This window comes from Streptomyces sp. NPDC002564, from assembly GCF_042889645.1.
Taxonomy (GTDB): Bacteria; Actinomycetota; Actinomycetes; order Streptomycetales; family Streptomycetaceae; genus Streptomyces.
In genome coordinates, this window is record NZ_JBIARE010000002.1 from 1,111,947 (window position 1) to 1,136,976 (window position 25,030).

The window sequence follows — 25,030 nt, forward strand, 5'->3', positions numbered from 1 at the left end:
CTCCTGGAGACCTTCCACACCGACGTCGAACTCCACCAGCCGGGACCCGCACCGAGCGACGAGGTGCTGCGCACCCGCGTCCGCAGGCGCGTCGCCCAGGACCAGGAACTGGTGCTGCACCCCGACTTCTTCCGGGCCGTCCAGCAGGAGGAGCCCCGCCTGGCGCGCGTGCGCACCCAACTGCGGCGCGGGGAGCACGAGAACGAGATGACCCGCTACCGGTACGACGCCTTCCTGGACGTGGGCGCGCCCGCACCGGCCCCCGCGGCCCCGGACGACGAGATCGTCTGGACGGCGGACGACGACGTGCTCGCCGTCGCCGAGGAGCGACTGCGCGCCCGACCGGACCGGACCCTCGCGGTCCTCGGCGTACCCAACGCGCGTCTCGCGGTGCCGGGCTGCGGCTCCGGCGGCATCCAGCCCGAACAGTGGTGGCGACTGGCCGAGCGCCTGCACCGCACCGTGAGCGTCGACTGGATGCCGGACCGCACCGACGGCAGCTACAGCGTGCTGCTGGCCCCCGAGGGCGGCGCCCCCGACGTGACCGCCGTGCCGGTGCCCGCGCCCACCGGCCGCTGGGACGCGTACGCCACCGACCCCCTGTTCAATCAGTGGGCGCACGCCGTGGTGCCCGAACTCCGCGGCCACCTCAAGGACCGGCTGCCCGACTACATGCTCCCCGCCGCCTACGTCCCGCTGAAGACGTACCCGCAACGCGAACGGAAAGCTGGACCGCGCCGCGCTGCCGGAGCCCCCGGCCGAGACACGCGACGAGTCCGACGACACCACCGAGCCCGGCACGCCCGCCGAGCGGATCATCGCCGAGGTGTGGACCGAGGTGCTCGGCGTGGAGCCGATCGGCACCGGCAGCAACTTCTTCCGGCTGGGTGGCGACTCCATCCACAGCATCCACGTGGTGTCCAAGGCCCGCGACCGCGGCCTGGAACTGACCCCACAGATGATCTTCCAGTACGACACCCTCGCGGAGCTCGCCGCGGCGGCCGAGGACCACGGCACGGCCGTCGCGGCGGCGGGCGCCGAGGCCGAACCCGACGACCAGGAGGCCGCCGCCCGCCTCGCCGGGCTCCGTGCCGACCCGGACGTCGAGGACGTCTACCCGGTCGCCCCCTTCCAGGAGTGGGCGCTGCGCAAGCTGCGCGACCCCGAGCCGGGCATGTTCCAGGTCCACCGCCTCACCGCGGTACCGCTCGGCATGGCCGACAAGGACGACTTCCGGCGCTTCCTGGAGGTCCAGGCCCGCACCTACCCGACGATGCGGACGTCCTTCCACTGGATCGGCGCCGACCAGGCGGTCCAGGCCGTCCACCGGGAGCCGCGCGTCGAGCTGGACTTCGTGGACTGGCGCGGCCTCACCGCCGACGAGCAGGACGCGGCCCTGGAGAGCCACCTCAAGGCCGACCGGGAACGGGGCATCGAACCCGGACTGCCGGGCGCCATCCGCTACTTCGTGGCCGACGTCGACGACCGCACCTGCGTCATCGTGGTCAGCCTGAGCTACCTGTGCCTGGACGGCTGGAGCTTCGACATCATCGCCAACCAGGTCGACCGCGGACTGCCCGCCCTCGCCGCGGGCGAGCCGCTCGAACTGACCGAAGGCCTGCCCTTCAAGGAGTTCGTGGCGAGCGTGCGCGGCGCCGACCACCGCGCGGCCGAGGCCTACTGGCAGCGCGCGCTCGGCGGCCTCCCCGGACCCACCCGCCTCTCCGCACGGCTGCCCGGCAACGACACCGGCACCGAGAGCGGCTTCGGGCGCCAGTGGATCGCGCTGCCCGACCGGCTCGCCGCCCGGCTGCGCGCGGTGGCCCGCGACCACCGGCTGACCCTGAACGTCCTGTTCCAGGCCGGCTGGGCAGCCACCGTCGCGGCGTTCGTCGCCGACGGCGACGGGCGGCACGCCGACCTCGCCCACGGGGTCCTGTTCACCGGCCGCTCGGCGGGACCGCAGGGCGTGAACGACATGGTCGCGCCCACCCTCAACATCCTCCCGCTGCGCACCCGCGTCGACGCCGCCGAGGGCGTTCCCGGCCACCTCGCCCGGGTCAGGGACGAGCTGATCGCCCTGAGCGGCCACGAGAACACCCCGCTGCACCGGGCGCTGGCCTGGGCGGGGCAGCCGGACGACGTGCCGCCGACCGAGAGCTACCTGGTGTTCCAGAACGTCGGCCTCGACAACTCCGAGCGGTTCAGCGCGGCCTACTACATCTCGCGGATGGGCTTCCCCCTCCGCCTCGACGTGTTCCCGACCGAGACGGTCAAGATCCACATGTCGTACTACCGCGACCGGTTCACCGACGCCACGATCACCCGCCTGCTCGGCTCCCTCACCGCCGTACTGGAGGAACTCGCCGCCGAGGATCCGCGCACCGTCGGAGACCTGATGGCGGCGGCGCGCCGCGACAACCCGCCGCCCCAGGGCCTGCTCTCCTTCCGCGAGGGCGAGTTCGTGGTCAAGGACGTCTGCGCGCTGCTGGAGGAGCCCGGCACCGACGACACGGCCGCAACCACGCCCGGGGAGGCACGATGACGCCACCCACCGTCTTCATGTTCTCCGGGCAAGGCTCGCAGTACCACCGCATGGGCCAGGACCTGTACCGGTCCGAGCCGGTGTTCCGGGACACGCTCGACCGTCTCGACGCGGTCGTCATGCACGAACTCGGCCGGTCCGTGCTGGGGCACATGTACGCCGAGGACCACGGCCCCGCCGAACCGTTCGACGAGCTGGTCCTCACCCACCCCGCGATCGTCATGGTGGAACTCGGCCTCGCCGACACCCTCGCCCACCACGGCGTGCGGCCCGACCTGCTGCTCGGGGCGAGCCTCGGAGAGTTCAGCGCGGCCGTCGTCGCGGGCGCCCTCGACGCCGAGGAGTGCCTGCGGCTCCTGGTCCGCCAGGCCGCCGGTCTCGACGACACGGCACGCGGGGGCATGCTCGCCGTCCTCGACGACGTGGCGCTGCACGGGGACGTCCCGCTGCTGCGCGAACGCACCGAGGTCGCCGCCCGCAACTACCCCGGCCACTTCGTCGTCTCGGGCGCGCACGACGACCTGGTCGCCGCCGAGGAACTGCTGCGTGCCCGCCAGGTGGTGTGCCACCGCGTGCCCGTCGCGTACGCCTTCCACTCCCGCCGGATGGACCCGGCCCAGGCGCAGTTCCGGTCCGCCCTGGCGGGCATCGACCTCAAGGACCCGGCGATCCCGATGGTGTCCTGTGCCACCGCGGGCGAGGTCGACCGGATCACGGTCGACCACCTGTGGCGGGCGACGAGGCTGCCCATCGAATTCCAGGACACCCTGACGGGCCTCGAACGGCGGGGTCCCTTCACCTACCTGGACCTCGGGCCCTCCGGCACCCTGCACAACTTCGCGAAGAACGGTCTGCCCGCGGCCTCGCGGTCACGGTCGCTGCCGCTGCTGAGCCCCCTCGGCGACGACACCCGGTCGCTGGCCGCCGCGCGCGAGGCGGTGGCCCCCCGCGCACGGCGGGCGGCCCGTTCGGCCAACCCCCGGCCCGAGGACGGCATGATGAAGGTATACGGATTCCCCGGCCAGGGCAGCCAGGCCAAGGGGATGGGCAAGGACCTCTTCGACGCGTTCCCCGACGAGACCGCGATCGCCGACTCGGTGCTCGGGTACTCGATCCGTGAACTGTGCGTCGACGACCCGCGGCGCGAGCTCAAACTCACCCGGTTCACCCAGCCGGCGCTGTACACCGTCAGCGCGCTGACCTGGCTGCGCGCCCGGCGCGACGACCCGGAACCGCCGGACTGGCTGGTCGGCCACAGCCTCGGCGAGTACGTGGCGCTGTTCGCCGCGGGCGCCTTCGACTTCGAGACCGGGCTCCGGCTCGTGGCGCGCCGGGGCGAGCTGATGAGCCGTGCCGAGGGCGGCCGGATGGCGGCCGTCCTCGGCGCCGACCTCCCCACGGTGGAGCGGGCCCTCGCCGAGCACGGCCTGGGGGAGCTGGACATCGCGAACCACAACGCGCCCACCCAGTTCGTCCTCGCGGGGCCCGCGGACCCGATCGGCCGCGCCAAGGCGGTGTTCGAGGGGCTCGGCGCGCACTACGTGACGCTGAACGTCAGCGCCCCCTTCCACTCCCGCTACCTGCGGGCCACGGCGGAGGAGTTCGGCCGCTACCTGGACGGCTTCGACCTGCGCGACCCGGCGATCCCCGTCCTTGCCAACGCGCACGCCCGGCCCTACGGCCCCGGTGAGGTGAAACAGCTCCTCGCCCGGCAGATCTCGTCGCCGGTGCGGTGGAGCGAGACGGTGCGCTACCTCATGGGCCAGGGCGAGTTCACCTTCGAGGAGCTGGGCCCCGGGAGGGTGCTGCGCAAGCTCGTCACGAAGATCAAGGCGGAGGCGGAGCCGCTGACGGTGGACGCGCCGGAGAAGTCGGTACGCGAGCCGGTCCTAAAGCCCGTCGCAGAGCCTGCACCCGCACCTGTACCTGCACCTGTAGTGGAGCTGGTCCACGAGTCGGTCGAAGAGCCCGCAGAAGACCCGGTCTACGAGCCGGTCCGAGAACCCGTAGACGCGCTGGTCCACGAGCCGGTCGGACAGGCCGCCGAGGAGACCGTCCCGGAGGCCGTCCCCGTCGAGAAGCCCTTCGGGGACGCCGTCGCCGCGACGCGACCGGAGGGGGAGCGGGCTTCCGTCCTCCGTCCGGCCGCGCTCGGCGCCGACTCCTTCCGGGAGCGCTACGGCCTGCGCCACGCCTACCTCGCCGGATCCATGTACGGCGGACTCTCCGGCGCGGACCTCCTGGTCCGCCTCGCGAAGGCCGGCTGCATGGGGTTCCTCGGCACCGGGGGCCTCTCCCCGGCCGAGATCGAGACGGGCCTGGACACGGTCCGCGCCGACCTCGGCGCCGACGGGGCATACGGCGCGAACTTGCTCCACCAGCACGCCGACCCACAGCGCGAAGCGGCGCTGGTCGACCTGTTCCTGCGCAAGGGGGTCCACACCGTCGAGGCCTCCGGCTTCCTGCGGATCACCCCCGCCCTCGTGAAGTTCCGGCTGAGCGGTGGCCGGATCCTCGCGAAGGTGTCCAGCACCGACATGGCGGCGGCCTTCCTCGCGCCCGCACCGCCAGCCGTCGTCCGGGACCTGGTCGCCTCCGGCCAGGTCCCCGCCGCCGACGCCGCGCGGTACGCGGACCTGCCGCTCGCCGACGACCTGTGCGTCGAGGCGGGCTCCGGCTGGTACGACGCCGTGGGCAGCCTCGCCACCCTCCTGCCCGCCGTGGTCCGGCTGCGGGACGCGGCCTCCGGCGCGGGGCCCCGGGTGCACGTCGGCGCGGCGGGCGGCATCGGCAGCCCGGAGGCGGCCGCCGCCGCGTTCCTGCTCGGCGCGGACTTCCTCCTGACCGGGTCCATCAACCAGTGCACGCCCGAGGCCCACACCAGCACCCCGGTCAAGGACCTGCTCCAGGAGCTCGACGTGCACGACGTGGCCCTCGCGCCCGCCGCCGAGATGTTCGAACTCGGCGTCCGCGCCCAGGTCGTCAAGCGCGGCGTGTTCCTGCCCGCCCGCGCGGGAAAGCTGCACGAGCTGTGGCGCCGGCACGATTCGCTCGACGACATCGACGCCGCCACCCGCCGCCAGATCGAGGAGAAGTTCCTGCGCGGCCCCCTCGATCCGGCGGGCGCGGCCCCCGGCGACGACGCCAAGCGGCGGATGGCCGACGCCTTCCGGGCCTACCTCGACCGAGGCTTCGCGCTCGCCCGCAGCGGCGAACCCGGCCGCACCGTCGACTACTTGATCTACTGCGGGCCCGCGATGGGGGCCTTCAACGCCTGGGTGCGCGGCACGGTCCTCGAACCGTGGCAGTCGCGCCACGTCGACACGATCGCCGAGCAGCTCATGTCCGAGACCGCCGCACTGCTGCGCCACCGCGCGGCCCGCTTCGCCGCACTCTGAGCCGAGCAGCAAAGGAAGAGGGGACGACCGTGAGTTCGCACGACGCCACCGAAGTGTCCGGGAACGACATCGCCATCGTCGGCATGGCCGGGCGCTTCCCGGGAGCCGACAGCGTGGGGGAGTTCTGGGAGCTGCTGCGCGACGGCCGCGAGGGCATCACGCGGTTCGGCGACGACGAACTGGCCGGTGCCGGGGTCCCCGCGGCCCTGCGCTCCGATCCCGCCTACGTACCGGCGCACGGCATCCTGCCGGACGCCGACCTCTTCGACACGGGATTCTTCGAGCTCACCCCGGCCGAGGCCGAGGTCATCGACCCGCAACAGCGGCTCTTCCTGCAGAGCTGCCACACGGCACTGGAGGACGCCGGGTACGACCCGCGCCGCTACGACGGGCTGATCAGCGTCTACGGCGGTGCGGCGATCAACACCTACCTCCAGCAGAACGTTCTGCCGCGCATCGACCAGACCGCGACGTCCGACCACTTCAAGGTGATGGTCGGCAACGACAAGGACTTCCTGGCCACCCGCGTCAGCTACAAGCTCGACCTGCGCGGCCCCAGCTACAGCGTCCAGACGGCCTGCTCGACCTCACTGGTCGCCGTCCACCTCGCCTGCCAGGGGCTGATCAACGGCGAGTGCGACATGGCGCTCGCGGGCGGCGTGACCGTCAAGTTCCCGCAGAAGCGCGGCTATCTGTACGAGGAGGGCGCGATCCTCTCCTCCGACGGGCGCGTCCGCACCTTCGACGCGGACGCCAGCGGCACCGTCCTCGGCAACGGCGTCGGCATCGTCGTCCTGAAGCTCCTGGCGGACGCCCTCGACGCCGGGGACACCGTCCACGCCGTGATCAAGGGCACGGCGACCAACAACGACGGCTCGCTGAAGGTGAGTTACGCGGCACCCGGCAAGGAGGGCCAGGCTGCGGTCGTCGCCGAGGCGCACGCCGTGTCCGGCACGGAACCGGCCGACATCACCTACGTCGAGGCGCACGGCACCGCCACCCGGCTCGGCGACCCCGTCGAGGTCTCCGCGCTCACCGACGCGTTCCGGCGCGGCACCCGCGACACCGGCTTCTGCGCCATCGGCTCGCTCAAATCCAACGTCGGTCACCTCGACGCGGCCGCAGGGGTGGCCGGAGTGATCAAGACCGCGCTGATGCTGCGCCACCGGTCGCTGGTGCCGACCCTGAACTACGAACGGCCCAACCCCGCCATCGACTTCGCGGCCACCCCGTTCTACGTGAGCACCGAGACCGCTCCATGGACCGGCGTCGGCGACGGCCCGCTGCGGGCGGGCGTGAGCTCGTTCGGCATCGGCGGCACCAACGCCCACGCCGTCCTGGAGGAAGCCCCGCGCCCGCGGCCCTCGGACCCCTCCCCGCGCGACGAGCACCTGCTCGTCCTGTCCGCCCGGACCGCCACGGCCCTGGAGACCCTCACCGACGACCTCGCCGACCACTTGGAACAGCACCCCGACACGGACCTCGCCGACGCCGCGTACACCCTCGCCCTGGGTCGCCGCCCCCAGCGCCACCGCCGCGCCGTCCTGTGCGCCGACGGTCCCGGGGCCGTCCGCGCCCTGCGCGAGCGGTCCGCGCCGCAGTGCGCCACCGGCGACGGCGAACCCGCCCCTGAGCAGGGGACGTTCGTGCCCGGCGCCGAGCTGACCGGACGGCCCCTGCTGGACGCCGTGCGCGCCGCCTGGCTGGGCGGGCAGGAGGTGGACTGGGCCGCGTTCTACGGTGCGGAGCGCCGCCGCCGCATTCCCCTGCCCACGTACCCCTTCGAGGGGCGGCGGATCTGGCTCGACCCCGAGGCCCCCCGGGAGACTCCGAGGCCCGGCACGGGCGACACCGCCGACGACGCGCCGCGGACCCTGCACCCCCTGCTCGGCGCCAACGTCTCCACCCTCGCCGAGCACCACTACGCCACCACCCTGAGCGGCGACGAGTTCTTCCTCGCCGGGCACCGGGTCGCGGGCGAGGCGATCATGCCCGCCGTCGGATATCTGGAGATGGCCCGTGCCGCCGGAGCCCTGTCGCTGCCCGGCAGCGGTCCGGGCGGTCCGTCGCTGGGCCGGGTCTCCTTCGAACGCCCGCTGTCCTTCGCGCACGGGCCGCGGACCGTGCACATCCGGCTCACCCCGCACGGCGACGGCGCCCGGTTCGTGATCGACGGCCGGGCCGCCGAGGATGACACCGCACAGGACGCCCCCGAGGTGTTCGCCCGCGGCGAGCTGATAACCCGTACCCCCGCAGACAGCACAGAAGGTGCAGACAGCACTGCCCACCGCAGCGGTGACCCGGCGGTGCTCGCCGCACGCTGCACCGACCGGCTCGCCGCACCCGAGCTCTACGACCTCCTGAGGGACCGCGGACTCGACTACGGCCCGGAGATGCAGGCCGTACGCGAGCTGCGCCGCGGCGACCGGGAGGCGCTGGGCGTCCTCGAACTTCCCGCAGCCGCCGCGACCGCGTACGGCGACGGCGCGTTCGTCCTGCACCCCTCGCTGCTCGACGGCGCCCTGCACGCCGTGGTGGGCCTGCTCGCTGCCGACGAGGACGACGGGACGACGTATCTGCCGCTGGCACTCGGGCAGTTGGAGGTCCTCGCACCGCTGCCCCGGAACTGCCTCGTGCACGTGACGCTGCCCGACGGCGGAGCGGGCAACAAACAGCTCAAGGCCGACGCCGTCGTCCTCGACACCGAGGGCAGGACGCTGGCACGGCTGCGCGACCTGTCCGTACGGACACTGCGCGACGGCGACGGCCGCCCGCGGACGGTCCTCTTCGAGCGCGTCTGGGAACCCGCGGCGGACCCGGCCGAACGCCGTACGGCACCGGCCGGCCCCCACCTGCTCCTCGCCCACGCACCCGCCCGCCGCGACGAGCTCGTCGAAGCGCTGCGCGCCGCCGGAGAGTTGGACCCCGACGTCGTCCTGGTCACCCCGGGATCCGGGTTCGCCGTCGCGGACGAGGGACACGTCACCGTCGACCCCGGCAGCGAGGCCGACTACGCGGCGCTCCTCGACCGGCTTGCCGAGACGGGGCGTACACCCGCGTGCGTGCTGCACACCTGGGGCGACGCCGACGACCCGGGCGACCCGCTCGCCGCCGCGCCGCTCGGCCCCGGGCCGCGCGCGGTGTTCGCGCTCACCAAGGCCCTCGTCGCACGCGGCGGCGGCCGGCGCACGGCCCTGCTGACCGCGCACCGCCACGACATCCACGGCCCGGGCCCCGGCGCCGCCGCGCTCACCGGCTTCGCCCGCAGCATCGCGCAGGAGAACCCCCGCGTGACCCACCGCCTGGTCGGTCTCGACGCGGACACCCCGGCGCTGCCCGCCCTGGTCGCCGAACTCGCCCGCCTCGACGACGGCGAGCCCGAGACCCGGCACGGCGGCGGCGTCCGGAGCGTACGCCGCCACCGGCGCGCCGAGCCGCTCGCCGCCGAGGACGGCGGGGTGCCCGGCGGGGACGGCGAGGACGGCGAGGAGCCCGGCGAGGACGGCGCCTGCCTGATCAGCGGCGGTGCGGGCCGCCTCGGTCTTGCCCTGGCCGAACACCTCGCGAGCCGCTCCGCGCGGCCCGTCGTGCTGATCGGCAGGAACGAGCCGGACGAGGCGGCCGACCGCCGCATCGACGCCCTCCGCTCGGCCGGGCACGACGTCGCCTTCCGGCGCGCGGACGTCACCGACGCGGACGCTCTGGGCGCCGTGCTCGACGCGGTGCGCGCCGAGCACGGCACGATCCGCGCGGTGGTGCACGCGGCGGGCACGCTCCACGACTCCTTCCTGCTGCACAAGAGCTGGGAGGAGTTCACCGGGGTCGTCGGGCCCAAGGCGCACGGCGCCGTCCATCTGGACCGGCTCACCGCCGACGACCCGCTGGACTTCTTCGTCTGCTTCTCCTCGATCGCCGCCGCCTTCGGCAACGCCGGCCAGAGCGACTACGCGTACGCCAACGCGTTCCTCGACGCCTTCGCCGAACGGCGCCGCGCGCAGACCGCGGCGGGCCTGCGCACGGGCCGCACCCTGTCCCTGGCCTGGCCGCTGTGGCAGGACGGCGGGATGCGCCAGGAGGAGGACGCGGCGCGGGCCATGCGGCACCGGCTCGGCCTGGTCCCGATGCCCTCGGCGGCGGGCCTCGCCGCGTTCGACGAGGCGCTGCGGGGGCACCAGGGCGCGCTTCTCGTCGGCCACGGCGACCCGGACCGCATCGCGGCGGCGCTCGCCCCCGCACCCCGGCGCGCCGAGCAGCGGACCACCGCGGCCGCAGGGGCGTCGGCGGCGCTGTCGGAGCGGGAACTGACCGACTGGGCGAGCGTTTTCCTGCGGGAGCTGCTCGCCGAGCGGACCAAACTCGACCCGGCCGAGCTCGACCTGCGGGTGCCCTTCGACCGCTACGGCATCGACTCGCTGATCATCACCCAGCTCAACGCCGAGCTGGAGCGGCACTTCGACGACCTGCCCAAGACGCTGTTCTTCGAGTACGCCACGCTGGAGGAACTGGCGGGCCACTTCGTGGCGGAACACGCCGACCGGCTGACCGAGCTGGCGGGCGCCTCCGCACCCATGCCGGGCCCCGGGTCGGGCCCGGTGTCCGGCTCCGCGTCAGGCGACGGCTCCGCGTACGGCGACGAGACACCCGCGCCGACCCCGGCGACCCCCTCGGCCGTCGCGGCAGGAACCACCGTCGCGGCAGGAACCCCGCACCCGGCGACAAGCGACGCGGTCCCCGCCGGCCCGCCGCCCCAGGACGACGGCGCCGTGGCCGTCATCGGACTCACCGGGCGCTACCCGATGGCCGACGACATCGACGAGTTCTGGGCGAACCTCGCCGCGGGCCGCGACTGCGTCACGGAGATCCCCGCGGACCGCTGGGACCACGACCGGTACTTCGACCCGGATCCGGCGGCCCGCGGCCGCGCCTCCTCCAAGTGGGGCGGCTTCCTGCGCGACGTGGACCGCTTCGACCCGCTGTTCTTCGGCATCTCGCCCCGCGAGGCGGAGCTGATGGACCCGCAGGAACGCCTCTTCCTCCAGAACGCCTGGCACGTCCTGGAGGACGCCGGATACCGGGCCGACGAGCTGTCCGGCCGCGCCGTCGGCGTCTTCGTCGGAGTGATGTACGGCGAGTACCAGCTCTACGGGGCGGCCGACGCGGAACGCGGCGGCATCCGGGTCACCGGCTCCTCCTTCGCCTCGATCGCCAACCGGGTCTCCTACACGCTGGGCCTGAACGGGCCGAGCATCGCCCTGGACACCATGTGCTCGTCGTCCCTGACGGCCATCCACCTGGCCTGCGAGAGCCTGCGCGGCGGCGAGAGCGAGGTCGCCGTCGCGGGCGGCGTGAACCTCTCCCTGCACCCGTACAAGTACGTCTTCCTCAGCCAGGGCAGGTTCGTCTCCGCCGACGGCCGGTGCCGTGCCTTCGGCGCCGGGGGTACCGGTTACGTGCCCGGCGAGGGCGTCGGCGCGGTCCTGCTCAAGCCGCTGGCCGCCGCCGAGCGCGACGGCGACCACATCTACGGCGTGATCCGCGGCCACGCGGTCAACCACGGCGGCCGTACGAACGGATACACCGTGCCCAGCCCGCACGCGCAGGCCGACTCGGTGCGCCGCGCGCTGGACGGCGCCGGGCTGCGCCCCGCCGACATCGGGTACGTGGAGGCGCACGGCACCGGCACGTCACTGGGCGACCCGATCGAGGTCGCCGGGCTCGCCAAGGCGTTCGGCGGGACCCCGGCGGACGGCCGGCGCTGGCCCATCGGCTCGGTGAAGTCGAACATCGGCCACCTCGAATCGGCGGCGGGCATCGCCGGTCTCACCAAGGTCCTCCTCCAGTTCAGGCACCGCACGCTGGCGCCCTCCCTGCACTCCGATGAGCTCAACCCGAACATCGACTTCGGACGTGCGCCGTTCCGGGTGCAGCGGGAAGCCGCCCGGTGGGCGGAACCGGCCGGGGACGCGGGCCCGGCACCCCGCAGGGCGGGTCTCAGCTCCTTCGGCGCGGGCGGCTCCAACGCCCATCTCGTCCTGGAGGAGTACGGGGGAGGACCCGAGCGCACGGCCGAGCCGCTGGCGGAACAGCGCTTCGAGGAGACCCTCGTCTTCCCCCTCTCCGCACGGGACGTGGAACGGCTCCACGCGTACGCGGGCAGCGTCGCCGACTTCGCGGCCCGCGCGCACGTACGCGCCGCGGACCTCGCCCACACGCTCCAGCACGGCCGCGAGGTGATGGCGGAGCGCCTCACGGTGGTCGCCGAGGACGGCGCCGCGCTCGTCCGGGCCCTGCGCGCCTACCGGAGCGGCACGGCCTGCCCCGGACTCGTACTGCCCGGCGACCGCGCCGCGAGCGCACGCCCGGAAGCGGACGACGCGGCTCGCACGCTCGCCGCGCGCTGGACGCGGGACGGCACCGCCGACTGGGACACGCTCGTCCCCGCCCGGGGCACACGGCCCCGCCGTATCCCCGCCCCTCTCTACCCGTTCGCCCGGGAGCGCTACTGGGTGCCCGCGGGGGACCGGTCGCCGCGGCCGTCCGCCACCGCCCGCCCGCACCCGCTGATCGACGCCAACGAGTCGACCGTCGACGAGATCCGCTTCCGCAGGACGTTCCTGCCGGACGAACCTCTGGTACGCGACCACGTCATCGACGGACGGGCCCTGCTCGCCGGTGCCGCCTGCCTGGAGATGGCCCGCGCCGCGGCCGCACTCGCCGGGCTCGACGACGCCCGTGGCCTGCGGGACGTCCTGTGGGGGCGGCCGCTGGTGATCGGGGACGAGCCGTGCGACGTCCACGTCAGCCTGGCGCGCGCGGGCACCGCACGCGACGGCGGCCCCGGCGAACTGGCCTTCACCGTCTGGACGTCCGACGGCCCGGAGCGCACCGTCCACGTCCGTGGCACCGTCACCACGGGCCGCCCCGGCGACCCCACTCCGCCCGTCGACCTCGACGCCCTGCGCGCGGACCACGCCCGGCACCGGGACGCCGCGGACGTCCAACACGTCTACCAGGAAGCCCACTTCGCCTACGGTCCCGCCTTCGACGTCATCGAGGAGGTCCACTTCGGGGAGGGCAGCGCCCTCGTCGCGCTCGCCCTGCCCGAACAGGACACCGGCGCCACCGAAGTCCTGCCTCCCGCACTGCTCGACGGCGCCCTGCGCGCCTGCCACTGGGCGGATCGGCAGGCCCCCGGGGAGTCCCGGAGCCTCGCGGTGCCGTTCCACCTCGGAGCCCTGGAGGTCGTGCGGGCGACGGGCCCCCTGCCCCGCAGGTGCTACGCGCACGCCGTCCCCGCCCGCGGCGCCGACACGGCGTCCGGTCTGCCCCGGTTCGACGTCCGCATCCTCGACGCGTCGGGGGCCGAACTGGTCCGCATCGACGACTTCGGCGGCGGTCACCTCGACGGAGAGGCGACGCCGACGGCCCCCGCACGGACGTACACCCTCCGGACGGACACCTCCCGGACGAGCCCCGCACCGACGGCACCCGAACCGACGGCACCCGAACCGGTAGACACCCCCTTCTTCTACCAGCACGTCTGGCAGGACCAGGATCTCGCGCCGGACGCCCCCGTGGCCGCCGACGCCCTGCTCGTCCTGGCGGACGACGACGCGACCGCACAGGCCTTCGCGGCCGTGTCCGGCGGGCGGCGCGTCATCGGCGTCCGCACAGCGCCCTCGTTCACCCGCGGCGGCCCCGACCGGTACGCCGTCGATCCCGCCCGGCCCGCCGACTTCGAGCGGCTCCTCGCGGAGCTGGCACGCGACGGCGTCCGGTCCCTCGACATCGCCCACCTGTGGGGACTGACGACGCCACCCGTGCCGGTCGGCGTCGCGGTCACCGAGGCGGACTCGGTCACGGAGGCACTCGGCACGGCGCTCGCCCGGGGCCTCGGCTCCTTGCGCTCCCTCGCCCTGGCCCTCGACGGGGCACCGCTCCCCGGACGGGTGCGCTGCGCCTATGTCCTGGCCGAGACGGCGGACGGGGTACGCCCCGACCAGGAAGCCGTCGCGGGCTTCGCGCTCTCCACCGGCGCGGTGCTGCCGCGTCTCGAACTGTTCACCGTGGCCTGCGCGGACGGCCTCGCCGACGGTCCGCGCCTGCCGCACCTGCTCGCCGCGGAGCTCGCCCAGGGCGGCCGCCTCGCCGGCGCCGAGGTCCGCCACGCGGCGACGGGCCGCCAGGTCAGGACCCTCCGCAGGACCGCCGAGGCCGCCCCCGCGCCCGACGGCACGCATCCCGCGGCGCCGCACGGAACGAACCCGCTCAAGGAGGGCGGCACGTACCTCATCACCGGCGGAACCGGCGGCATCGGCCTGCGACTGGCCCGCCACCTCGCGGCCACCTGCCGGGCGCGGCTGGTCCTGGTCAGCCGGTCCGCCGAGCGGCAAGCGGCGCGCACCGCCGCCGACGAACTGGGCGCGCTCGGCGCCGAGGTCCTGCTCGTGGCGGCCGACAGCGCCGATCCGCGGACACTGGGCGCCGCGGTGACCCACGCCAAGGAGTGCTTCGGCCACCTCGACGGCGTCTTCCACCTCGCGGGCGCCGCCGATCAAGGCACCGTCCTCGACGCCGACGCGGCCCGCTTCGACGAACTCCTCGCCGCCAAGGCGCACGGCGTCGCGCTGCTCGACACGCTCACCGCCGACGAACCGCTCGACCTGTTCGTGGTGTTCTCCTCGATCGCCTCGGCCGTCGGCGACTTCGGCACCTGCGCCTACGCGGCCGCCAACCGCTACCTCGACGCGTACGCGGCCCGGCGTGACGCCCGGGTGCGGGCGGGGCAGGCATCGGGCCGTACGCTCGCCCTCGCCTGGCCGCTGTGGCGGATCGGCGGCGTGGACGCCCTGATGGGCGAGGAGGAGCGCGCCGGTTACCGGCGGCGCACCGGCATGCGGGAGTTCACCGGCGCGGAGGGGATGCGGGCGCTCGACCTGGCCTGGCGGACCGGTCTCGTACGGCTCGTCCCGGCGGTCGGCGACCCCCGCGCCGTCGACCTGGCGCTGGCGCCCCGGACCGCACCCGCCCCGGCGCCCCGCACCGAGCCGGATGCCGCCCACCCGGCGCGGACGCCGTCCGCCCCGGCCCTGCTCGCCAGGACGAAGGACCACGTCCGCGGCATGCTCTCCGAGGTGCTCGGCCTCGCGGGCGAGCGCATGGACGACCACACCACCCTGGACGCCTACGGTCTCGACTCCGTGCTGGTCATGGAGACCAACGAACAGCTCGACCGTGACTTCCCCGGCGCCCGCGGCACCCTGCTGTTCGAGTACCGCACGGTCCACGACCTCGCCGAGTACCTCGTCGACGAACACGCCGACGCCGTACGCCGGTTGTTCCCCGACGTCCTGCCCGACACGGCGCCACCCGCGACGACCTCCCCGACGCCCCCGGAGCCCCCGACGGTCACCGCCGAGGAGCGGCCGGACCCGCTCCCCACCCCGGAGCGCCCCGCGCGCGGCCCCGCGGCGGGCGACGGCGACATCGCCGTCATCGGGATCAGCGGCCGCTACCCCCAGGCCCGCGACCTGGCGGAGTTCTGGGAGAACCTGCGTCAGGGGCGGGACTCCGTCACCGAGGTGCCCCGCGAACGCTGGGACGCCGAGGCGCACTTCGACGGCGACGGATCCAAGGACGGCACCAGCTACGGCAAGTGGGGCGGCTTCCTCTCCGACGTGGCCGCCTTCGACTCGCTGTTCTTCCGGATCCCGCCGTCGCAGGCCAAGCTGATGGACCCCCAGGAGCGGCTGTTCCTGGAGGCCTCCTGGTCGGCGCTGGAGAACGCCGGGTACCCGCCGTCGCGGCTCCCGCGCCCGCGCTACGGCGGCCAGGGGCACGACGTCGGCGTGTTCGCGGGCGTCATGTGGGGCGACTACGCCCAGCTCGCCGCGGAGGAGTCGGCCGGGGGCCACCACCACACGGTGCTCGCCAACCGTTCCGCGATCGCCAACCAGGTCTCGTACTTCGGCGACTTCCGGGGCCCCAGCGTCGTGGTCGACACCGCGTGCTCCGCCTCCCTCGTCGCCCTGCACCAGGCCTGCGAGAGCATCCGCGCGGGCGAGTGCCGCTACGCGCTCGCGGGCGGCGTCAACGTGTCCGCGCATCCCCTGAAGTACGCGCACCTCAGCCGCATGCGGATGCTCTCCACCGACGGCCGCTGCCGCTCCTTCGGGGCCGGCGGCAGCGGGTACGTGCCGGGGGAGGGCGTCGGCGCGGTCCTGCTCAAGCGGCTCTCGGAGGCCGTCGCCGACGGCGACCACATCCATGCCGTGATCAAGGCGACCGCGGTCAACCACGGCGGCCGCACCGGCGGCTTCACCGTGCCCAACCCGCAGGCCCAGCAGGCCCTCGTCGAGGAGGCGTTGGACCGGGCCGGCATCGACCCGGCGACCATCGGCTACGTCGAGGCGCACGGCACCGGCACGTCCCTCGGGGACCCGATCGAGCACACCGGACTGCAGCAGGCCTTCGCGGCGGCCCGGCCGGCCGCGGGGAGCATCGCGCTCGGCTCGGTGAAGTCGAACATCGGCCACCTGGAGGGAGCCGCGGGCATCGCGGGCCTCACCAAGGCCGTACTCCAGCTGTCCCACGGCGAGTTGGTGCCCTCGCTGCACTCCGACGAGACCAACCCCGTCATCGACTTCACACGGTCCCCGTTCCGGGTGCAGCGCTCGCTCGCCCCGTGGCCGAGGCCGGTCACGCAGCGGGACGGCCAGTGGGTGGAGCTGCCGCGCCGGGCGAGCGTCAGCTCGTTCGGCGCGGGCGGCACCAACGCACACGTCGTCCTGGAGGAGTACCGAGCCCCGGCGGACCGGACCACGGCCCCCACGGACGGCCCCGAGCTGCTGGTGCTCTCCGCGCGCGGCCCCGAGCGGCTGCGGGCGTACGCCGCCGAACTCGCCGCCCACCTGGGCCGCGAGGGCACCGCGCTCGCCGACCTGGGGCACACCTTGCGCATCGGCAGGGAGGCGCTGCCCGAACGACTCGCGTTCCTCGTCTCCGATGTCGCCGAGGCCGCCGGGAAGTTCTCGGCGTTCGCCGACGGGGAGGACGCCCCCTGGGCGATCCGCGGCAACGCGGACCAGCACACCGCGCTCGCGGAGGTGTTCACCGACGGCGCGGGCCCCGGCTTCCTGCGGACCCTGGCCGCCGACGGCGACCGCACGCGGCTGGCCCGGCTCTGGGTCTCCGGCGCCTTCGACGACTGGGCCGCGCTGGCCGCGACGGCACCGGGCCGCCGCACCGTGCCGCTGCCCGGCTACCCGTTCGAGCGGACCCGGCACTGGCTGCCGGTGACCGGCGCCGCGGCCCCGCACACGGTGGCCCCGCACACGGTGGCCCCGCACACGGTGGCCCCGCACACGGTGGCCTCGGACCCGGCACGGGCGGCGCGGGATCAGCGGATCGCCCTCGGCCTGACGGCCACCGATCCGGTCGTACGCGACCACGTCGTCGACGGCGTGCGGGTGCTGCCCGGCGTGGGTCACCTCGCGCTCGTCGCCCGGGCACTGGACGAGGGCGCGGCGCGGGCCTTCCGGGACGTGCGCTGGGCGGCGCCCGTCCAGGTGCCCGACGACGGCACCGAGCTGACGCTCCACCTCGGCCCCGCGATGAACACCGACGCCGCCGAAGGCGCCGAAGGCGCCGCCCACGACTACCGCCTGACCGGTGGCACCGGGGACGAACCGGTGTACTCGCTGGGCCAAGTGCTCTCGGCGCTCCCCGACCGGCCCGCCGCGCTGGACCTCGACCGGCTCAGGGCGGACTGCCCCCGGCAGACGACCCACGAGGACCTCTACGCCGACCTGCGCCGGCGCGGCCTGCCCTACGGCCCGTTCTTCCGGCGCGTGGACCAGGTGTGGACCGGCGACCGGACCGCACTCGCCCGGCTGCGCCACCCGGCGGGACCCGACGGCACCCGCTCCGGCCCGCTCGACCCGGGCACCCTCGACGCGGCGCTGCACCCGCTGGCCCTGCTGCTCGCCGACCGGGCGGACACCCCGGGCCGCCCGCTCCTGCCCTTCGCCGCCGACCGCGTCGACACGTACGCCCCACTGCCCCACGACGGCTGGTCCTGCGTCACGGACCGGGGCTCCCACCGGTACGACGTGACCGTCACCGACGACGCGGGGAACGTCTGCGTCCGCGTGTCCGGGCTGGCCCTGCGCGAGCCGAAGGCACCGCCCGGCATCGACTACCGGCCCCGCTGGACGCCGGCGCCGCCGCCCGAAGCCGAGGACGCCCCCGCGCCCCGCACGGTCCTGACGGTCGCCCCGCACGACGCGCCGACCCTGGCGCGGGTGCCGGAGAAGGCCCACCCGGGCGCGCGGCACGTGCGCATCGACATCGGCGCGGCCGGACTCGACGAGCACGCGGTGGACCAGGTCCTGGCCCGCTCGCCCGAGGTCGACCTGGTGTACTTCCTCGCCACCGACGGCCCCGAGGGACTGCCGGACGACGTCCGGCTCGTCCGCGAGGCGCAGGACCGCGGCGTCGTCGCGCTGTACCGCCTGGTGCGCGGCCTCGACCGGGCGGGCCTGCTCGACCGGCCGCTGCGCCTCAAGGTCCTGACCGCCGACGGTCTGCCGCTCGGCGACGACGACCCGGTGCGGCCCGCGGCCGCCGGGCTCGTCGGCTTCTGCGAGGTCGCGGCCAAGGAGTACCCGCGGCTGAGCGTGGCGTACCTGGACGTCCGCGGCGGTGAACTCGCCGACGGAGTCCGGGGGTTGGTGACCGAGCCGGTGCGGGCCAAGGTCCGCCCGGTGTCCCTGCGCGGCGGCGTACGACGGGTCCGCACGCTGGAGAAGGCCGAGCTGCCCGCCATGCCGACGCGCTTCCGGGACCGTGGCGTCTACCTCGTGATCGGCGGCCTGGGCGTCCTCGGCCGCGACACCGCCGCCCACCTCGCCCGCACCTACCGCGCGCGCCTGGTGCTGGTCGGGCGCGGCGCACCGGACGAGCGGCGCCGCGCCGACCTCGCGGCCCTGGAACAGCTGGGCGCCGAGGTGCTGTACGTGCCGTGCGACGCCGCCGACCCGGTGGCGCTGCGCGGCGCCGTCGACGAGGCCAAGAGCCGCTTCGGCGCCCTGCACGGCGTCATCCACTCCGCGATGGTGCTCGTCGACAAGCCGGTCCGCGACCTCGGCGAGGCGGAGCTGCGCGGCGCCCTGGACGCGAAGGCGGCCACCGTGTGGAGCATGTTCCACGCCCTGCGCGGCGAGCGGCTCGACTTCGCGCTCCTCTATTCCTCCGCCGTCACGCTGGAGGGCAACCACGGCCAGGCCGGGTACGCGGCGGGCTGCCATGTCGCCGACGCCTGGGCGACCGCCGCCGCGCGGACCGTCCCCTACCCGGTGCGGACCGTCAACTGGGGCTACTGGCATGCGGCGGGCGACGCCCACCGGGAACGCGTCCTGAGCCGCTTCGCGGCCGCGGGCATCCAGCCGATCGGCGCCGAGGAGGGCATGGCCGCCGTCGAACGGATCCTGGCGGGCGGGCTGCCGCAGACCGTGGTGGTCAAGGCCGCGCCGGAGATCCTCGCCGGGCTCGGCGCCGACCCGCACACCGTGCTGCGGCAGCAGCCGCACCAGCGGCCCGCACCGGCCGGGCTCACGACGCGACCGGGGACCGAGAACCCGGGCGCAACGGACACCACCCCTGCAGTCACCGTTCCCACGGCCACTGTTCCCACGGCCACTGTTCCCACCCCCACCGACACTTCCTCCACCGACACTTCCTCCACCGACACCGAGCACCTCGCCCGACAGCTCCTGGTCGGCACCCTGCGCGGCGCGGGCGTCCTGCGGGCCCCCGGCGAACGGCACACCCGCGACGGGCTCCGCGACCGCCTCGGCGTCACGGCCGTCCAGGAGCGGCTGTTCGACCTGCTCGTCGACGTCCTCGTCCGCGGCGGCCACCTGCGCGAAGCGGATGACCCGGCCCACGGCGACGGCAACGGCAGCGGCGGCGGACTGGTCGTCACGGACCGTGTCGACGATCCCGACCTGCTGAACGCCATCGCCCGACCGGAGCAGGCGGTGGCCGACCTGACGCGGCGGCACCCCGGGACGGCGGCGGTGACGACGCTGCTGCTGCGCTGCCTCGACGCGCTGCCCGGCATCCTCACGGGCCGCCGCAGCCACCTGGACGTGCTCTTCCCCGGCGGCTCCTTCGACCTCGTGGAGGCCGTCTACGCGGGGGATCCGGTCACCGACCGGTGCAACGCCCAGGTCGCCGACATCGTGCTCACGTACGTGGCGCGGCGGCTGCGGGCGCGGCCCGGGGACCGGGTGCGGATCCTGGAGGTGGGCGCGGGCACGGGCGGCACCAGCGCGCGGGTGCTGGCCGAGCTGGCCGCCGCGGGCCATGGCGACCACGTCGACTATGTGTACACCGACGTCTCCGAGGGATTCGTACGGCACGGACGCAGGCGCTTCGGCGCCGCGTACCCCTTCGCCGACTTCCGCACGCTGGACGTCGAACGCGACCCGAAGGAGCAGGACTTCGAGATCGGAGGCTACGACCTGGTGCTCGGCACCAACGTGTTCCACGCGACGAGCCGGATCGACCGCACCCTGACGCACACGAAGCGGCTGCTGCGCACGAACGGCGTGCTGGTGGTCAACGAAGGCGTCGAACTGCGTGACCAGATGTCGCTGATCTTCGGTCTGGCCACCGGCTGGTGGCTGTTCGAGGACGCGGAGTACCGGCTGGCCGGATCCCCGCTGCTCGGCCTGACCGCCTGGCACGACGTCCTCGCCCACAACGGCTTCCGCCGGATTGCCGTGGAGCGGAGCCCCGCGGGCGGCAGCCACCAGCGCGTCCTCGTCGCGGAGAGCGACGGCCTGGTGCCGGTGCCCGTGGCGGCCCCCGAACCCGCCCCGACCGCCCCGGCGGGAGTGACGACCCGAGAAGCCGTACCCACCCGTCAGGAAGGCACGGAACAGAAGGGCACGGAACAGAAGAGCTCGGAACAGAAAGGCACGGAACGGCAAGGCATGGCACCGACCACGACAGCCGCCGGAGAAGACATCCGTGCCACCGAGCTCCGCGTCAGGGCGGTCTTCGCCCGCGTCCTGGAGATGCCGGAGGAACTCCTCGACCGCAAGGCCACCTTCGAGAACTACGGCATCGACTCGCTGGTGGTCCTGAGCCTCACCAAGGAACTGGAGCGGGAGTACGGGCCGCTGCCGTCGACCCTGCTGTTCGAGCACATCACCATCGAGCGCCTGGCCCGCCACCTCGCCGGCCGGCACCCCGAGGGCGGAGGGACGGCGCCCGCCGCGCCGCCGGCCCCGCCCGCCCGGCCCGCGAACGACATCGAGGAGATCGTCGACGGCCTGTCCGACGCGGAGGTGGACCGCCTGCTCCACCAGCTGAGCACCGTTCTCCAGGACCAGGAGGAGCAGCGATGACCACCCCTTTCAGTGCCGTCCTGATCGGCGAGGAACCCCTCCTCGCCGAGTGCGGGGAACACCTGCTGACGCGCGGCCACCAGGTGACCGCCGTCGTCGCGGCGAGTCAGGACCTGCGCCGCTGGGCCGCCGGACACGGCCTCACCGTCGTCGAGCCCGGCCGCGGCCTGGCCGGGCGGCTGCGTCCGCTGAGGTTCGCGTACCTGTTCAGCGTCACCAATCTGCGGATGCTCCCCGACGAGGTGCTCGCGCTGCCCGAGCGCATGCCGGTGAACTTCCACGACGGGCCGCTGCCCCGGCACGCCGGTCTGCACGCGACCAGCTGGGCCGTCCTGGAGGGCGCCACCGAGCACGGCGTGACCTGGCACGTGATGGAGCGCGAGGCGGACACCGGCGACATCCTCAAGCAGCGGTCCGTCCCGGTCGGCCCCGACGACACCGCGTACACGCTCAACCATGCCTGCTACGAGGCCGCCGCCGCGTCCTTCGGCGAGCTGGCCGACGAACTGGCCACCGGCACCGAGACGCGGACCCCGCAGGACCTGACGCGCCGCACCTACCACGGCCCGCACGACGGACCGCCCCGCGAGGGCCTGTTCTCCTGGCGGCGACCCGCGGCCGAACTCGGCGCGCTGGTGCGGGCCACCACGCTCGGACCGCACCGCAACACGTTCGGCCTGGCCCTCCTCGCCCTGGACCGACGGCTGTTCGCGGTGCGGGGCGCGGAGATCACCGCACGCCGCTCCACGCGCCCGCCCGGCACCGTGCTGGCCGTCGACGACGGCGCCGTCGTCGTCGCCACGACCGACCTCGACGTGCGCCTCACCGGGCTGGCCGACCCGGACAGCGGGGACCCGGCCGGTGCGGAGCAGGGCATCCGGCCCGGCGCGTGCTTCAGCGAGCCGGACGACGCCACGGCCGAACGCTGGACGTCGGCCGCCCAAGCCGCACGCCGCCACGAGACGTACTGGCTGCGACGGCTCACCGCGCAGGCTCCGCTGGCGGTGCCCTGGCCCGCCGGGGAGCCGGCACACTCCGCGGGGGAGGGGGAGAGGGCTGCCACGCCCTCCGGGACGCACACGTCCGCGCCGCCGGCCGCGGCAGCCGACGTACCCGAACGGGTCCGCTCCTTCGCCGAGCCCGAGCGCACGGCCTGGCTGCTCGCCGCACTGCTGCTGTTCCTCGGCCGCATGGCCGGGGAGTCCGCCGGCGGCTTCGACGTCGGGCTGCGCGTCCGCCCGGCGCCGGGTGCTGCGCACGGACCGGACCCGGTCATGCCCGACGTGCCGTTCCGCGCCCCGGAACCGGCGCCCGGGCGCACCCTGGACGACCTCAAGGAGACGGTCGCGGAGCAACTCGCCGAGGTGGCCCGGCGCGGCGCCCCGCCGCGCGGCCTCCGTCTGCGCGACCCCCTGCTGCGCGAGCGCTCCGCGGCGTCGGGCGGCACGCTGCCGATCGCGGTGGACCTGACCGACGGCACGGGCACCGGCACCGGCACGGCGGCGCCCGCCCTCACCGTCCGGATCGGGACGTCCGACGAGCGGGCCCGTGCCGTGACGTTCGAGACCTCCGACCCCCGCACGGCCGGTGCCGCAGGCCAACTCGCGGAGCGCTTCGGCGTGTTCCTGCGCACGGCGGCCGAACACCCCGGCGAGGACGCCGGACTGCTCGCCCTGCTCACGCCGGACGAGAGCCGTCAGGTGCTCCAGGCCTGGAACGACACGGCGGCCGCCTACCCGGACGACCGCTGCGTGCACCAGCTCTTCGCCGAGTGGAGCCGCCGCACGCCCGAGGCGCCCGCGGTGCGGTGCGGGGACACGGTCCTCAGCTACGGCGAGCTCGACCGCCGTTCCGAGCTGCTCGCCCGCCGTCTGGCCCGGCTCGGCGCGGGTCCCGGCACCCTCGTCGGGGTGTTCCTGCACCGGGACGCCGACCTGCTCACCGGGCTCCTCGCCGTGCTGCGGACGGGCGCGGCCTACGTACCGCTCGACCCGGTCTACCCGCCCGAGCGGATCCGCCACATGCTCGACGACTCCGGCGCGCTCCTGGTCCTCACCGAGTCCGCCCTGACGGCGTCGCTGCCACCGGACTGCCCGGCCCGGGTGGTCGCACGGGACGCGCCGGACACCGACCCCACGGACACGGACGCGGACACGGACACGGGCACGGCTCCGGCCGGTCCGTTCGAGGAAGGCCTCCCGGACCGGGCGGTGGCCGAGGACCCCGCGTACGTCATCTACACCTCCGGCTCCACCGGGCTGCCCAAGGGCGTGCGCGTCGGCCACCGGGCGCTGACCAACTTCCTCTGCTCCATGGCGAAGGAGCCCGGGTTCGCCGCCACGGACACCCTGCTCGCCGTCACCACGGCCTGCTTCGACATCGCGGGCCTGGAGCTGTACCTGCCGCTGGTGACCGGCGGCCAGGTCCTGATCGCCCCGGCGCCGACGGCCGCCGACGGGTTCGCGCTGCGCGAGCTGGTCGAGGCCCGCCGCCCCACCGTCATGCAGGCCACCCCGGTCACCTGGCGCATGCTGATCGAGGCGGGCTGGCGGGGCGACGGACGCCTGACCGTCCTGTGCGGGGGCGAGGCGCTGCCCGCCGACCTCGCCGAGGACCTCCTGCGGCGCGCGGGCCGGGTCTGGAACATGTACGGGCCGACCGAGACCACCATCTGGTCCTCCGTCGACGAGGTGCTGGCAGGACGGCCGGTCACCATCGGGCGGCCCCTGGCCAACACGCGGATGTACGTGCTCGACGAGCGGATGCGGCCCGTGCCGCCCGGCGCGCCGGGCGAGCTGTACATCGGCGGCGACGGCGTGGCCGACGGCTACCACCGGCGGCCCGATCTCACCGCGCGGAAGTTCCTCGACGACCCCTTCGCCCCCGGCCGGGTCTACCGGACCGGGGACCTCGTCCGCCATCTGCCGGACGGCCGCCTGGAGTATCTGCGCCGCGTCGACAACCAGGTGAAACTGCACGGCCACCGCATCGAGCTCGGTGAGGTCGAGACGGTGCTGCGGGAGCACCCCGCGGTCGCCGGGGCGGCGGTGGCCGTGCGTGAGGACGACGTCGGCGACCGTCTGGTGGCGTACGTCGTCGGCGCGGACACCCGGCCGCTGGTGGTCCCCGAGCTCCGGGACCACGTGGGGGAGCGACTGCCCGCCTACATGGTTCCCGGCGCCGTCGTCACCCTGCCCGACCTGCCGCTGACCCCGAACGGCAAGCTCGACCGCAAGGCCCTGCCGGCGCCCGACGACACGGCCACCGAGGCCGGGCGGAGCGGCGGCGCGGCGCCCGAGGGCGCGGTGGAACACCGGATCGCCGCGATCTGGCAGGGCGCGCTCGGCCGGTCGACGGTCGGCGTGGACGTCAACTTCTTCGACGCCGGAGGGGATTCGCTGCGGCTGACCCAGGTGGTGGCGCGGCTCCGCGCGGAGCTGCGCCCCTCGCTGAACCGACTGGACATGTTCCGCCACCCGACGATCCGGACCATGGCGCGTCATCTCGACGGAGGTTCGGCGGGCACGCCGGCGCCGACGCGCGAGCGGCAGCCGCAGGGCCGGAGCCGGTCCCTGCTCGGGGCGCGCCGACGACGGTCGGGCGCGGAGCGCTGAGCCGCCCGAGGGCGGGCAACCGGCATGTATGCGTCGGCACTTCTTCAAGGAGGCACC

At 74.8% G+C, this 25,030-nt stretch carries 4 protein-coding genes; all 4 read left to right on the plus strand.

Annotated elements, in window-relative coordinates:
• Positions 1-826 precede the first annotated feature (826 nt).
• From ACFYXE_RS11025 to ACFYXE_RS11040, 4 genes are read left to right on the plus strand one after another with little or no spacing between them, the layout of a single operon-like run.
• On the plus strand, positions 827-2,545 hold the full coding sequence (locus ACFYXE_RS11025) for a condensation domain-containing protein (RefSeq protein WP_389311444.1): 1,719 nt from the start codon (positions 827-829) through the stop codon (positions 2,543-2,545).
• A complete protein-coding gene (fabD, locus tag ACFYXE_RS11030; RefSeq protein WP_389311446.1) occupies positions 2,542-5,943 on the plus strand; it encodes an ACP S-malonyltransferase in 3,402 nt (1,133 codons plus the stop codon). The genes ACFYXE_RS11025 and fabD overlap by 4 nt, the downstream gene beginning before the upstream one ends.
• Before the next feature lie 29 nt (positions 5,944-5,972).
• Positions 5,973-21,359 carry an SDR family NAD(P)-dependent oxidoreductase gene (locus ACFYXE_RS11035; protein ID WP_389311155.1) on the plus strand — a complete coding sequence of 5,129 codons (15,387 nt, stop codon included), beginning with the start codon at positions 5,973-5,975 and terminating at the stop codon, positions 21,357-21,359.
• Positions 21,356-24,973, plus strand: coding sequence for an amino acid adenylation domain-containing protein (locus ACFYXE_RS11040; protein WP_389311157.1), 3,618 nt, complete (start codon positions 21,356-21,358; stop codon positions 24,971-24,973). The genes ACFYXE_RS11035 and ACFYXE_RS11040 overlap by 4 nt, the downstream gene beginning before the upstream one ends.
• Positions 24,974-25,030 lie beyond the last annotated feature (57 nt).

Excerpts from the sequence above, each read along its gene's own strand:
- fabD (WP_389311446.1), top strand. The coding sequence starts at position 2,542 with ATGACGCCACCCACCGTCTTCATGTTCTCCGGGCAAGGCTCGCAGTAC.
- ACFYXE_RS11040 (WP_389311157.1), top strand. The coding sequence starts at position 21,356 with ATGACCACCCCTTTCAGTGCCGTCCTGATCGGCGAGGAACCCCTCCTC.